We start from the raw sequence: 12,913 nt of genomic DNA, 5'->3' as shown, positions 1-12,913 counted from the left end.
AATCGCTGCTTTTTATCTAGATTTTAAACCAATTAGATGAGATAGTTAGATTGGCGATCGCACAATTAAGTAATCAAGCGATCGCAAACTCCGTATATTGCCGTAAATGCGGTGGATGAAACGCCAATACAATATCCTCCCTCGGCACCTGAGCCTGCAACAAATCTGTCACCACCCCATCTTCTGTCCAATCCTCCTCAATCCAAATTTTGCCATCCCGCAATCGCACATGAATAGTATTTACCTTAATCCGTTCTTCTCCCTCCCAACCCATTACTACCAATAAATAATGGTCGCGCCTTTCGTCAAAAATCAGCGCACTTTCTAGCGTTAAATCGGTAGATTTTGCGTCCAACTCATAATAATTAGTTAAAACTTTCCGAATCAAATGACGATAATACTCTAATTTATCCATCGCTCAACTACCTCGCTTTTTGGGTCAACAACTAGCAATTTCACTCGATTGGTTTCAACAATTAATTGGGAAATTTTCTTCTGAAAGCCGCTGCTATAAACTCTGCTGGTAATCGCCAAATACAACTCATACTCGGATTGCTGGGCTTGTAAGATATTGCGGTAAATGATATACTGTCCAACAGCGCCCTCTAAATCGTTCATGAAAGATCGCCCTAAAAAACTCTTCACCTCAACAATGATTTTTCGTCCCTGCGATTCTGCTGCGATCGACTTTTCGGCCGCAATATCTGGATAAAGTTTATCCCCGCCATATTCCAGCACATAGTTTTCAGTAACTATCAGCCAGCCATCTTTAATCAGCGCTTGCTTGACTGCATCATGGTAGATATCTTTAGCTGGCATCACGAGACGAGGTAATTTGATCTTCTACATTTTAACTCAAGGACGATCGCACATCCCAGTATCCCAAAGCACGATGATCGCACATCCCCACAGCCCGCCAACAGACAAACCGCTGACAGCAAAATTCACTTGCCTTGCATCCCCTAGCAAACCCAGCAAATCCAATTACTACCGGATCGGATCTCCAAGTACCCGAGATCGACTACAGTAAACACAAAATATTATTGGCGGTGATTTGAGTGATAGAGAGTTTAGCAACAGGAATCGCAGCAGCAGGTTCGCTGCTAGCATTGGGCGGATTGGGCCTAGAGTTGAACTATCGCCGGAGTGGGAGTCCAAATAAACTAGAACTTACAGCCGGAGAATGGCACTTAGCCATAAACGAACCCAACCGCTATCTGTTGGTTGGCGAAATGGAATTCCGCAATCTGACACAGCGGTTCGAGATTATGTTGCCAGATGTGCGGGCACAGGTGAAACTACTATCAGACGGAAGTTTGGATGGTGTGACTTCCCAGACAAAAGTGATTCCTTGTCACGAAGACGCAAAAGCCCGATCGGACGATTACTGGTTCGGGTATATTGTTAAAGCCCAAAAAACCACAAAAATCAAAGTTTCCGTAGACATTCAAGGGCAAGATTTAACCAAATTGCAGTCAGCTTGGGTGCAAATACATTTCATCACCTACGGCCCCGGCGGGCGCATCCCCAAAGTCCGCAACGTAGTAGTCCCGCTGCAATTTCCCAGCCCCGATACCGTACCCGTCGCCCGCAATGTCGGCGTTGCCGAAGTCTTCCCAATTCGCACCCACATCCTCGCCGAACTCGACAATCCCGTGGAAATTGTCAAGCGTTACGTGTTACCGCGCGCCAACAAAGGCGATATCGTCGCCCTCGCAGAAACTCCCCTAGCCTTGATGCAGGGACGTTACCGCCATCCCAGCGAAGTCAAGCCCGGATGGGTAGCTAAGCGAGTTTGCTTGTTTTTCTTGCCGATGTCGAGTTTGGCTACGGCTTGCGGGATGCAAACTTTGGTGGATGTAGTCGGGCCTTGGCGCGTAGTGGCGGCATTTGCGATCGGCTCTGTAGCTAAAATATTGGGTAAACCGGGAGTCTTCTACCAACTTGCAGGGGAACAAGCCAGACTAATCGACGATGTTACGGGGACTTTGCCTCCCTTCGACCAATTTATCGTGCTTGGCCCGGACAATCCCCAGCAAGTTGTAGAGGAAATTCAACGAGAAACTGGACTTGCGGCGGCGATCGTAGACGCTAATGACTTAAAAGCAGTTAAGATATTAGCAGCTACTTCTGATTTGTCGATCGCATTTTTAGAGCAAGCGTTACGCAGCAACCCCGCCGGGAATGCTGACGAGCGAACACCGGTCGTTTTAATTCGACCTCTGCCACAGAAATCTTAAGTTGAAAACTGAAAATTAAAAAGTCAAAAACACGATTTGAAATTTTTAATTTTCCTTCAACTAAGAAAGGGTGAAGAATCAAAAGTTATAAGTTTTGAGTTCAAAACTTCCCTAACTCTTCCCCTTTCTTAAAAAGGTTTGACTTTTCAATTTCTATTCTCCACTTTGGTGCTATTACGGTGATCAAGTTTTATTAGAGACTCGCCAGCTATTAGTGTCAACTTAAAGCTAAAAGCCTTTGTATATCTTGTTTATCGCTGAGGCCAGATCCCCCTAAATCCCCCGGATAGTCGGGGGACTTTGAGAATGCTCCTGTCCCCCCCTTCTTAAGGGGGGTGCCAGGGAGATCTAACCTTAATCGCTAGACAGAAGACCAGCACTACGTTTGACCTTAAGTTGACACCAATAACCAATCACCAATAACCAATAACCAATAACCAATAACCAATAACCAATAACCAATAACCAATTTATACTTCACTTGAGAATTTCTATATGACTTCATTTCCCTCCCAAAACCAAAACCAAAACCAAGTTGTAATTCGCCCGTTTCAGTACCGCGATATCGAGGCGATGGAACAACTGTGCGCGGAAACAGCCGACGAACCAGAAAACCGCAAGGGCGCAAGCTGCGACTTGGTACTGGGTAAAAAGTTGCAGCAGATTCGCCGCTGGTACGGACTGCTAAAGCTTTTTAGCTTGTTTCCCAACCCTTGTCAGTCCCTGTTTCGGGCCCACGTTGCTGAGGAAGAAGGTGCAGTTAAGGGCATAATTCAGATTTCTCCTTTCAACCGCACCCGCAGCACTTGGCGGATCGATCGCATCGGAGTAAACCCAGAAGCCCGCAGCAAAGGCATTGGTTCGATGCTGCTGCGGTACTGCTTTGAGGCAGTGTGGGAGGCGCGCACCTGGCTGTTAGAGGTGAATGTCGGCGATAAAACATCCCTGGCTTTGTACCGCCAAAACGGGTTTCAGCCCTTGGCACAAATGACTTATTGGTCGATCGCCCCGGAACGCCTCCAAGAAATGGCCTCCGCGACACCAGATTTGCCCAACCTGCTGCCCGTAAGCAACGCCGACGCTCAATTGCTATATCAACTCGATACCGCGTCTATGCCACCGTTAGTACGTCAAGTATTCGATCGGCACATTCAAGATTTCAAAACCAGTTTTTTCGGCGCTTTGTTTGAAGGTGTCAGACAGTGGCTGGGCAAAACAGAGGTAGTCACCGCTTACGTGTTTGAACCGCAGCGCAAAGCCGCGATCGGCTATTTTCAGGTGCAGCTATCCCGCAACGGCCAGCAGCCCCACGTCGCCCAGCTAACCGTGCACCCGGCCTACACTTGGCTGTACCCGGAACTGCTGTCTCAGATGGCGCGCCTAGTTCAAGATTTCCCAGTCCAAAGCCTGCAACTGGCTTCCGCCGACTACCAACCGGAACGGGAAGCTTATTTAGAGCAATTTGGAGCCGTCCGTCTGGAACACAGTTTGCTGATGTCGCGATCGGTGTGGCACAAATTGCGCGAGTCAAAATTAGTCTCCCTCGAAGGACTCCAGCTATCAGAAATGCTGCAAAGCTTCCAGCCAACTCGCAAACCCGTACCGGGTAGGATGTCCTGGCTCGGGCCCATGGCTGGAGAAGCCGCAGCAGCGCCCGCGTCGTCCGAGATTAAGCCCTTTTTGTCGGACTCAGGAAAAAATCAAGCGAATCAAGTTAACCCATTGAACAGCCAAAATTCCGAATCAGGAGCAACAGATAGCGGTAGCATTTTACCTCTAAATTTGCCGGAATTGCCGATCGACCGCGAATCGCAAGAATAAGACTTAATTCCTGATAGCTAAAAGCAGAAAGTAGAAACTCGAAAAAAAACTACCTTCTGCTTTTTGTTGATATCGAGCCAAAAATACCCATCTTACTTCTTACTTTCTTCCCTTCTTCCTTCGCGTTTTAGCGCTTACGCGCCGCTTCGCGTACTGCGTCTAAGCGCTTCGCGCAGGCTACGCCAACGCGGTTCGTTAAAAAAAATCTTCCGGTAAGAAAGAAGTAAATCTCAAATCTCCAATCTCAAATTGATTAATGTCCAACGAAAAATTATGGATTAGTGCCCTCGGATTAGATATCGGCACCAAACGAGTCGGCATCGCCGGGTGTGACGGCACTGGTTTAATCGCTACGGGGATTACTACTCTGGTGCGATCGTCCTTCGATCGAGATGTAGCTTATCTCAGAGAGCTGGTGCAAGAGCGGAGAGTGCAAATTTTGGTGGCTGGCCTGCCCTACTCCCTTAACGGAGAAGTAGGCGCTCAAGCCCGAAAAGTTCAGAAATACGCCAGTCGCATCGCCGCCGCCTTAGAACTGCCCCTAGAATACGCCGACGAGCGCCTGACTTCTGTTGGCGCAGAGGAACTGATCCGAGATCAAGGGATGTCGCCCTCGCAAAATAAGGGTTTGATCGATCGCAAAGCAGCAGCCATGATTTTGCAGCAGTGGTTGGACGAGCGCAGGCAAAAGATCGGGGCAGTTTCCAATCCTGATAGGTTGTAACACAGGCGTGATATCCTGGTTGTGCAAGTTTGCTACGCACACCTGTAAGTGTTGACACATGGGATAAAATTCCGCAGAACCTCGGTACTGAAGCAGCACATAATTGTGATTTGTCCTCAGTGTCGCCGGCGGACTCGGCTGAGATTTAAACGCTGCACTCCTCGCCTGTGGAAAATGCCGCGAGTCTCGCGGTTGAAGTTTGTGGACTAGCGATCGCCCGATCGACCAGAATATCGCCACGAAAACTCCCCATTGTCAAGCCAACTTTACTGAATTATTGACGGAAAATAAGATACACGCGATGTCCTCATCCCCATACCGCAAAGAGAATGGCAGTTCCAACGAAGAGTCCGTCACCCTGACGGATGAACTTGGGCGATCGCTGACTTGCAACATAGAATATTCGATGAACTTAGAAGGTCAAGAATACGCTTTGCTGCTGCCGATCGACTCTCCCGTAGAAATTTTTACTTGGCACGGAGACGAAACCGACGAAGCAGCAATTCCTGTAGAAGACGAGACGGAAATTGACAAAATTTTTGATATTGCTAGAGTTGTCCTGCAAGAGCAGAACTTGGCACTCCGGCGCACAGCGGTGACTCTGACTGTGGTTGGTGAATTGCCGGAATTTCCCGACGAGGATATGGCGCCCGATGCCGATCCCGATGAGGAGTCGGAGTTCGAGGAGCTGATGTGGTTGACCAGCTTCTACCACGAAGAACAGGAATATGCCATTTATACCCCTCTCGACCCGTTCTTTATCTTGGCTAGAATGAATGATGATGGCGAGCCAGAATTACTCTCGGAAGAAGAGTTCCAAAGGCTGGAACCGATGTTGCCCATGCTAGAAGACCAGTTCTTTGACGAGCTTGATTAGATATTAATTGCAGGCAGAAGGCCTGACGGCAAAAAGCAGAATTTTTGACTATGTTATAAAAAAGTCAACTGCTCGGTCGATTGAACTTTTTCGAGATTTCACCTTCTGCCCTGTCAGCTCTAGCTGTTGAATGGGGCATTGAAAAAGGCTGGTATCCGTAACTTTTCGGTCATCAATTGCAGATCATCAGTCATTAGTCGTTAGTTAACCGCCACTTATCGAGGACAACGGACTATGAACAAAGAACAACTGACAAAAGGCAGCGCGCGAGAGAGCCGAAAAGGTACTCCGCAAGTCTCTAAATGGTTGTTTTATCTGGCGTTGCTGCCGGCAATTTGGGGAGTTTGTGCTTGGCAGGGCTGGGCTTGGTGGAGCTGGGCTTCAGCGCCACCTAAAATCGCTGAAACGTCAACTTCCCCGGGACAGGATGCTGCTGTTTCCATCCAAATTCCCCCCGGTACTTCCAGTCAAAAAATCGGGCAGGATTTAGAGGCCGCTGGCTTAATTCGATCGGCAGGAGCATGGAATATGTGGGCCCGCTGGCTGACCCTGCAAAACCGCGAGGGAGATTTTAAAGCCGGAACTTACCAACTGTCGCCGACTCAGCCTCTGAGTGCGGTTGCTGAGAAAATTTGGAAGGGTGAAGTCGTACAGCAGAGTTTCACGATTCCAGAAGGGTGGTCGCTGCAACAAATGAGCGCTTATTTTGAAGCGCAAGGTTTTTTCCCGGCTAAGGATTTTATGGCGGCGGCGAGTCAAATTCCCTACGCCCAGTACCCTTGGCTGCCGAGCGGTCTGCCTCATTTGGAAGGGTTTTTGTACCCGGATACTTATCAGTTAGACGGCGATGCAGTCAGCCCGCAAGCTGTCATCAAGCAAATGCTCGGCCGTTTCGAGCGGATAGCTTTGCCAGTCTTTCAAAAAAATCAGAACAATACTAAGCTTTCTTTGAAAGAGTGGGTAACTTTGGCGAGTATTGTGGAAAAAGAAGCTGTGGTTGCTGCGGAACGCCAGCGCATTGCTGGGGTGTTTACCAGCCGCTTGAATAAGGGCATGAAGTTGGGTTCCGATCCGACGGTTGAATACGCCCTCGGCATCAGGCAAACTAAGGAGAAGCCTTTGACTTTCAAGCAGGTGGAAACGCCTTCTCCTTACAATACTTATATGAATGTAGGGCTGCCCCCAACTCCGATCGCAGCTCCGGGAATAGCAAGTCTGGAAGCGACTCTGGCTCCTGAAAATACAGAATACCTGTATTTTATGGCTCGGTACGACGGCACTCACATTTTCAGCCGCACTCAGGCGGAACACGATGCTGCTGTTGCTCAAGTTGACCAGAAAGTGCGATCGGGTCAATAGATTGCCAATGACTGATACATAAGTAAAAAGTCAAAAGTTAGATCGGATTCGGGTACATCGGAATTATACCCGATTGCGAGCGTTCAAGGCGATAGAGCGCTCGCACTGCACTCCGAAAATTCTGATGGGGATGCAAAGGAAAACGATATTACCAAGCAAAAGCCAGAATTATTTACTTGTGACTTTTGACTTTTTCAATGTTTAACTTCCACTTTCTTATTTCTCAATCTAAAATCTAAAATCTAAAATCTAAAATTATGACTTGGGGTAAACTACTACAGCCAGACTTAGTTCTAGGCAATTCAGTCGTAAATTTAACGACTGAGATTCTTCAGCAATATCATATTAAAGGATTAGTGTTGGATGTGGACGAAACTCTCGTTCCCATTACGGCAATGAATGCTTCTCCTGAACTCAGTCTGTGGGTGGAAGAAATTAAACCCGTAGTATCGCTGTGGTTGGCGAGCAATAATTTAAGTGAGACTCGGATCGGTCGAATTGCTCAGTCTTTGAATCTACCTTACATCACTGGTGCTGCTAAACCGTCGCGCCGCAAGTTGCGTAAAGCTGTGACGGCGATGAATTTGCCGGTGGAACAGGTGGCGATGGTGGGCGATCGACTTTTTACTGATGTTTTAGCCGGCAATCGTTTGGGTATGTTCACTATTTTAGTCGAGCCAATGATTGATGCTGGGTATGCGCTTCGCAAGCATCCGGTGCGCTCTTTTGAGGTTTGGGTGTCTCAAGCTTTGGGGGCTTCTCTTGATAGCAGAAAGTAGTCAGTTGACAGTTGTCAGTTGACAGTTGTCAGTTGACAGTTGACAGTTGTCAGAGGGCGGGTTGTCAGTTGTCAGTTGTCAGTTGTCAGAGGGCGGGTTGACAAATATCCGGGATGGGAATCAGAGATTTTCGTGAATTCATTACAAACAAATTTGATGGCGGGCGTGCGATCGCAGATAATATAACTAATGACCGATGACTAATGACCAATGACCGATGACTAATGACTAATGACTCAAACTATTGTTGTTAAAATAGGAACTTCGACGCTGACTCGATCGACTACGGGAAACTTGGCTCTGTCAACTATTGCTGCATTAGTCGAAATTTTAGCCGATTTGCGGCAGCAAGGACATCGAGTAGTGTTGGTTTCTTCCGGTGCGGTGGGGGTGGGCTGCGCGCGCTTGGGTTTGACGGAACGCCCGCGAAATATCGCTCTGAAACAGGCTGTGGCCGCCGTGGGCCAAGGGCGGCTGATGCGCGTGTACGATGACTTGTTTACTACTCTACAACAGCCGATCGCCCAAGTATTGCTCACCAGGGGCGATTTGGTGCAGCGCAACGGCTATGTTAACGCTTACAATACCTTTCAACAATTGCTACGGTTGGGCGTAATTCCGATCGTCAACGAAAACGATACTGTGGCGGTAGACGAGCTGAAATTTGGCGATAACGACACGCTTTCGGCGCTGGTGGCGAGTTTGGTAGAAGCAGATTGGTTGTTTGTACTCACGGATGTCGATCGGCTGTATTCCGCAGATCCGCGCAGCAATCCCGACGCGCAGCCGATCGCCCTCGTAGAAAGTATGGCACAGCTCACAGAATTTCAGGTGCAAACAGGAGATTCCCGCAGCGGTTGGGGAACCGGCGGAATGGTGACAAAAATTGAAGCCGCCAGAATTGCCACAGCATCGGGAGTGCGGACAGTCATCACCGACGGCTGCTTTCCTGGTAATATCGAGAAAATACTTAACGGAGAGTCTATAGGCACTCAATTCGAGCCGCAACCGCGCCCTGTCAACGCTCGCAAACACTGGATAGCCAACGTGCTCATTCCAGCCGGAAAACTGTATTTAGATGCAGGTGCTGTCAAGGCAATTTCCCACGGCGGAAAATCGCTGTTAGCTGCGGGGATTTCTGGAGTAGAAGGAGAATTTCAAGCTGATGATTCAGTACAGTTGTGCGACACAGAAGGCAAGCAAATTGCCAGAGGGCTTGTAAATTATAGCAGTTTAGAATTGAGACAAATTCAGGGCTGCAACTCCAATAAAATTGCTGAAATCTTAGGCTATGCAGGCGTAGAAACGGCGGTACACCGAGATAATTTAGTGATGGTTTAATCATTAAACTATGGTGCATTGAATTTTAACACTTGTTTATTCAAACTATTGTGGGGTGGGCTTCTAGCCTAGCCCAAAAAGTTAAGACGTATGGTTGAAACCAGGTTTATACAAACAATGTCCACTCAAGAGCGATGTAAAGAAAACAATGTAATTTTAACCGCGCCATCTTCAACCTGCGGAGGCAGGTGAGAGTCTGTATAGACGCGGTTTCAACCGCCCGGTCTTCTAGAACACAGAAATCGAGGATGTTTGCAGCACAGTATTGCAAGAATTTGTGGTGGTGTGTCCGAACAGTTCGTGCATAGCTTCTGTAAACAGTTCAAATACATTTTGTGCTAATTCTAAAGCTGCTTGGCGTTCCCCATCAGTAAGTTCTATTTTTGCCAATACTTGCAACATATCAGGTGTATTTAAAATGTGATGATTTTCCCCGCCCACATCACCTCCTGCAAGGTAAACATATTCTTTTTTGATAATTGCCTGTAATTCCATTATCACTTCCAGCGCCGCCTCACAAAAAACCGTGGCGGTTCCTTCCAAGGCTGCCGCTAACGCCAGTTTTTGAACGGGAGAAGCCTGGAAAGCATAGCGTTCGAGCACCGAGCAGAGCGATCGAGTTTTTTGAGTTTCTTCACCCCAAAGCAGCCTGAAGTCGCCGTAACTCATTAGTTGGTTAAATCCGAATGTTTCTAGGTGTTCCAGATATCCGTGCCAGTAGTAGTGTTCTTTGTAAGTATATTTGTTAATTAGTTCCTGAACTTTGTTGGTGCTGGAAGATTCTCGCAGGACATACTTGTTTAAGTCGCTCAAGCCGACAGCCAAAGGAGCGAGTACAGGTGCAAAAATTAGTCGTTGATTCGGGTGAATGTGTTTATTTGCTAGAAATTCAAATAATGGCAATTTTGCAAATTCTTGCTTTTTTTGTTCAATAAGTGCTACAATTTTTTCCATAGCTTTTTTCCTTGAGTCGCTGCTCTGAAGATCGTGTTCATACCTCCGTTAATTATCTATGGTTTTTAGCATTAATAGTTGTGTTTGTTATCATACATATTTGTATTGGACATCATAGGTAAGGGTGTTTTACATCACAGTAAATTGTGATTTGCATCATATTAGACAAGATTGCAAAAATACCTAGGACGGGCGGGACGCCCATCCCACATTTTTTTTTGATTGTGGGAGGGGCGGGAGATCCCGTCCCAAAATTAGATTAAAAGGACTTTTGCAATCTTGTCTATTGCGTAAATGGCAATTTCAGGACTTACGCAAAAAGTGGTTTGAGGCGCGACAAGTAGCGGTAAGGTGCGGACTGCAAACCTGCAACATCGAGGTTCTGCGTAAGTTCATCTCTTCGGACACTTCTGTCTAAAATAACAATTTCTAATTTTAAGAATTGCCTTTGGGTGCATTGTGAGCTACTGTGTCTTTTGGATCGGTTAAGAAAATAATAGGAGTTAATCTTGGAACGGACTTTTTTAGCGATTAAGCCCGACGGCGTACAGCGCGGACTCGTCGGCGAAATTATCGGTCGTTTTGAAGCCAAGGGCTTTACCTTAGTTGGGATGAAGCTAATCACGGCGAGTCGCGAACTAGCCGAACAGCATTACGCCGTGCACAAAGAAAGACCGTTTTTTGCGGGACTGGTAGACTTCATCACTTCCGGGCCGATGGTGGCGATGGTGTGGGAAGGAGCGGGCGTTGTGGCTTCGGCGAGAAAAATGATTGGCGCGACAAATCCTCTGAATTCTGAACCGGGGACAATTCGCGGCGATTTGGCTGTGAATGTTGGCCGCAATATCATTCACGGTTCTGATGCTGTGGAAACAGCGAACGAGGAAATTAGCCTCTGGTTCAAAGCTGAAGAATTGAGCGGTTGGACTCCTTGTTTAACTCCTTGGATTGTGGAGTAGTTTTGATATTCTCCCGATTGTTAATCGGGAGAGCGTCTTAATCTTAATAAAACCAAAGCCGGATAGATCTCAAAATTTTCCAAATTTAAAATTCCGTAGAGACGGGTTCACCGATATCTGTGATTAACATCCAAGATATCGATCGACCCGCCCAAAGTCAACCACATCGCAGAAATAAAATTCACGCTCAAGTCGATCGGGTATCAAACGTTCGCCTCAAGCCTGAAATCGCCTGAAGACTCGTCTAGAGAAGACTTTTCACACAAAGTGTCTAGTCTACTACAACTGATATCTTGCACAATTGCCGATCGGCTTTGCAGTCCTCACAGCTAGTAATTCACCTTTGATCCAAGGGTTTCAGCCCTACTAGACTATTGCAAATTGTGTCAAATATCAGTGGCGGTGAACTTTTGTTAAATTCCTGCCCGCTCCCTTCAATACCGCTTATACTCGAATAAAAATTCATATTTTGCTTGCCAAAGCCGATGGAAACTATTAAGTTTAAAGAACAAGCCGACAACTTAATCGAGCAATTGTCTGAAAACTTTAGATGGCACGATCGGATGTATGCAATTTATCTCAGGAAAACAGAAAAATCCTATGTTTAAATATTGCTTGTACCTCGCACCAGCAATCGTGGAAGGATATCGAGATTAAGTAAAGATTCTGCGTTTGATGCCTGTGCTATTAATCTTATGTGGTGAATTATGAAAAGTATGAAACGAATTATCAGCAGTATTTTGATTTTGGGTGCGTGTTTGAGTTTTGTGACTGTGCCGCTGATGGTGCAACCCAGTTGGGCGCAAAGTCAAGAAGATGCACAGAGTCAAGAATTACTGAAACTGATCGAGCAAGCAGATCAACAGCAAAAGCAAGAAAAATACCCACAAGCGATCGAAACATGGCAGCAAATTCTAGCTATTGCACAACAACTTAAAAATAAACAACTTCAAGGCGTAGCACTCAATGCCGTTGGTCTTAACTACTACCTTAGTTCCGGGCCGCAACAAGCTTTGAAATACTTTAACCAAGCTTTGCCGATCGCGCGGGAAGTCGGCGATCGCTCTGAGGAAGCTGATATTTTGGATAGTATCGGTTCAGTATACCAAAGTATGGGACAGCCGCAAGAAGCTTTGAAATACTACAACCAAGCTTTGTCAATTGCGCGACAAATAGGCGATCGCAAGCTGGAAGCTACTATTTTGGAGAATATCAAAGAAGTCAACAACAGCAAGTAAAAGTCAACTCGATCAATTGCAAATTCAGATATCTATTCTATTCATCGTTTGTGATAAATTATGAAAAATATCAAACGAATTATCAGCAGTGTTTTGATTTTGGGTGCGTGTTTGAGTCCTGTGACTGTGCCGGTGATGGTGCAACCCAGTTGGGCGCAAAGTTCAAATGCACAGAGTCAAGAATTAGAGAGACTTATACAGCAAGCAGCGCAACAGGGACAACAAGGCAAACACAAACAGGCGATCGAAACATGGCAGCAGGTTCTAGCCATTTCGCGACAATTTAAAGATAGAAAATTTGAAGCCGTAGCACTCCTTGGCATTGGTTTTAACTACTACAGCATTTCTCAGCCGCAAGAAGCATTGAAATACTACAACCAAGCTTTACCGATGATGCGGCAAGTGGGCAATCGCGCAGGCGTTGCTACTACTTTGAATAATATCGGTGAAGTCTACCGCAGCATTTCTCAGTCGCAAGAGGCTTTGAAATACTATAATCAAGCTTTACCGATGATGCGGGAAGTGGGCGATCGCGCAGGCGTTGCTACTACTTTGAATAATATCGGTGCAGTCTACAGCAGTATTTCTCAACCACAAGAAGCATTAAAATACTACAACCAA

At 46.6% G+C, this 12,913-nt stretch carries 14 protein-coding genes; 11 read left to right on the top strand and 3 right to left on the bottom strand.

The annotated features are described in order from the left end of the window. Window positions 1-73 precede the first annotated feature (73 nt). Together QUB68_RS01280 and QUB68_RS01275 are read right to left on the bottom strand one after the other, a co-directional pair. The gene (locus tag QUB68_RS01280; protein WP_332988635.1) at window positions 74-415 is read right to left on the bottom strand and encodes a XisI protein; all 342 of its coding nucleotides are present in this window, start codon (window positions 413-415) and stop codon (window positions 74-76) included. Continuing rightward, window positions 403-819 carry a XisH family protein gene (locus tag QUB68_RS01275; RefSeq protein WP_332989207.1) on the bottom strand — a complete coding sequence of 139 codons (417 nt, stop codon included), beginning with the start codon at window positions 817-819 and terminating at the stop codon, window positions 403-405. Before QUB68_RS01275 ends, QUB68_RS01280 begins: the two co-directional genes overlap by 13 nt. A 239-nt stretch (window positions 820-1,058) precedes the next feature. Between QUB68_RS01275 and QUB68_RS01270 the strand changes: the two genes are divergently transcribed. The 7 genes from QUB68_RS01270 to proB all read left to right on the top strand — a co-directional run bounded on the left by QUB68_RS01270 (window position 1,059) and on the right by proB (window position 9,141). After that, window positions 1,059-2,240, top strand: a complete 1,182-nt coding sequence (locus tag QUB68_RS01270) for a F420-0:Gamma-glutamyl ligase (RefSeq protein ID WP_332988633.1) — start codon at window positions 1,059-1,061, stop codon at window positions 2,238-2,240. 495 nt (window positions 2,241-2,735) lie between these two features. Beyond that, the gene (locus tag QUB68_RS01265) at window positions 2,736-4,061 is read left to right on the top strand and encodes a GNAT family N-acetyltransferase (RefSeq protein ID WP_442923027.1); all 1,326 of its coding nucleotides are present in this window, start codon (window positions 2,736-2,738) and stop codon (window positions 4,059-4,061) included. A 256-nt stretch (window positions 4,062-4,317) separates the two neighbouring features. Next, entirely contained in the window at window positions 4,318-4,785 is a 468-nt protein-coding gene (gene ruvX / locus QUB68_RS01260) for a Holliday junction resolvase RuvX (protein ID WP_332988631.1), read from the top strand. A gap of 301 nt (window positions 4,786-5,086) precedes the next feature. After that, window positions 5,087-5,662, top strand: a complete 576-nt coding sequence (locus QUB68_RS01255; protein ID WP_332988629.1) for a DUF3727 domain-containing protein — start codon at window positions 5,087-5,089, stop codon at window positions 5,660-5,662. A gap of 234 nt (window positions 5,663-5,896) precedes the next feature. Further along, window positions 5,897-7,021 (top strand): endolytic transglycosylase MltG, encoded by a 1,125-nt coding sequence (gene mltG, locus QUB68_RS01250; protein WP_332988627.1) that lies wholly within the window; start codon window positions 5,897-5,899, stop codon window positions 7,019-7,021. Between the two features lie 257 nt (window positions 7,022-7,278). Continuing rightward, complete coding sequence (locus QUB68_RS01245; RefSeq protein ID WP_332988625.1) at window positions 7,279-7,800, top strand: YqeG family HAD IIIA-type phosphatase; 522 nt, start codon at window positions 7,279-7,281, stop codon at window positions 7,798-7,800. A gap of 231 nt (window positions 7,801-8,031) precedes the next feature. Continuing rightward, window positions 8,032-9,141 carry a glutamate 5-kinase gene (proB, locus tag QUB68_RS01240; protein ID WP_332988623.1) on the top strand — a complete coding sequence of 370 codons (1,110 nt, stop codon included), beginning with the start codon at window positions 8,032-8,034 and terminating at the stop codon, window positions 9,139-9,141. Window positions 9,142-9,369: 228 nt separating this feature from the next. Here proB and QUB68_RS01235 read toward each other — a convergent pair whose 3' ends face one another. Further along, a complete protein-coding gene (locus QUB68_RS01235) occupies window positions 9,370-10,095 on the bottom strand; it encodes a hypothetical protein (protein ID WP_332988621.1) in 726 nt (241 codons plus the stop codon). A gap of 509 nt (window positions 10,096-10,604) precedes the next feature. Between QUB68_RS01235 and ndk the strand changes: the two genes are divergently transcribed. The 4 genes from ndk to QUB68_RS01215 all read left to right on the top strand — a co-directional run. Then, a complete protein-coding gene (gene ndk, locus QUB68_RS01230; protein WP_332988619.1) occupies window positions 10,605-11,054 on the top strand; it encodes a nucleoside-diphosphate kinase in 450 nt (149 codons plus the stop codon). Window positions 11,055-11,539: 485 nt separating this feature from the next. Then, a complete protein-coding gene (locus QUB68_RS01225; RefSeq protein ID WP_332988617.1) occupies window positions 11,540-11,662 on the top strand; it encodes a hypothetical protein in 123 nt (40 codons plus the stop codon). 99 nt (window positions 11,663-11,761) lie between these two features. After that, the gene (locus QUB68_RS01220) at window positions 11,762-12,292 is read left to right on the top strand and encodes a tetratricopeptide repeat protein (RefSeq protein ID WP_332988615.1); all 531 of its coding nucleotides are present in this window, start codon (window positions 11,762-11,764) and stop codon (window positions 12,290-12,292) included. A 60-nt stretch (window positions 12,293-12,352) separates the two neighbouring features. Next, window positions 12,353-12,913, top strand: a 561-nt coding sequence (locus tag QUB68_RS01215) for a tetratricopeptide repeat protein (RefSeq protein ID WP_332988613.1), incomplete at its 3' end; no start/stop codon positions are given.

It is taken from the genome of Microcoleus sp. A006_D1, from assembly GCF_036702805.1.
Taxonomy (GTDB): Bacteria; Cyanobacteriota; Cyanobacteriia; order Cyanobacteriales; family Microcoleaceae; genus Microcoleus.
Note: the sequence above shows the minus strand (reverse complement) of the source record. Positions and strands in the feature narration are given on the sequence as shown.

Excerpts from the sequence above, each read along its gene's own strand:
- QUB68_RS01275 (WP_332989207.1), bottom strand. The coding sequence starts at position 819 with ATGCCAGCTAAAGATATCTACCATGATGCAGTCAAGCAAGCGCTGATT.
- QUB68_RS01255 (WP_332988629.1), top strand. The coding sequence starts at position 5,087 with ATGTCCTCATCCCCATACCGCAAAGAGAATGGCAGTTCCAACGAAGAG.
- QUB68_RS01235 (WP_332988621.1), bottom strand. The coding sequence starts at position 10,095 with ATGGAAAAAATTGTAGCACTTATTGAACAAAAAAAGCAAGAATTTGCA.
- proB (WP_332988623.1), top strand. The coding sequence starts at position 8,032 with ATGACTCAAACTATTGTTGTTAAAATAGGAACTTCGACGCTGACTCGA.
- QUB68_RS01280 (WP_332988635.1), bottom strand. The coding sequence starts at position 415 with ATGGATAAATTAGAGTATTATCGTCATTTGATTCGGAAAGTTTTAACT.
- QUB68_RS01245 (WP_332988625.1), top strand. The coding sequence starts at position 7,279 with ATGACTTGGGGTAAACTACTACAGCCAGACTTAGTTCTAGGCAATTCA.
- QUB68_RS01225 (WP_332988617.1), top strand. The coding sequence starts at position 11,540 with ATGGAAACTATTAAGTTTAAAGAACAAGCCGACAACTTAATCGAGCAA.
- QUB68_RS01220 (WP_332988615.1), top strand. The coding sequence starts at position 11,762 with ATGAAAAGTATGAAACGAATTATCAGCAGTATTTTGATTTTGGGTGCG.
- ruvX (WP_332988631.1), top strand. The coding sequence starts at position 4,318 with ATGTCCAACGAAAAATTATGGATTAGTGCCCTCGGATTAGATATCGGC.
- mltG (WP_332988627.1), top strand. The coding sequence starts at position 5,897 with ATGAACAAAGAACAACTGACAAAAGGCAGCGCGCGAGAGAGCCGAAAA.
- QUB68_RS01265 (WP_442923027.1), top strand. The coding sequence starts at position 2,736 with ATGACTTCATTTCCCTCCCAAAACCAAAACCAAAACCAAGTTGTAATT.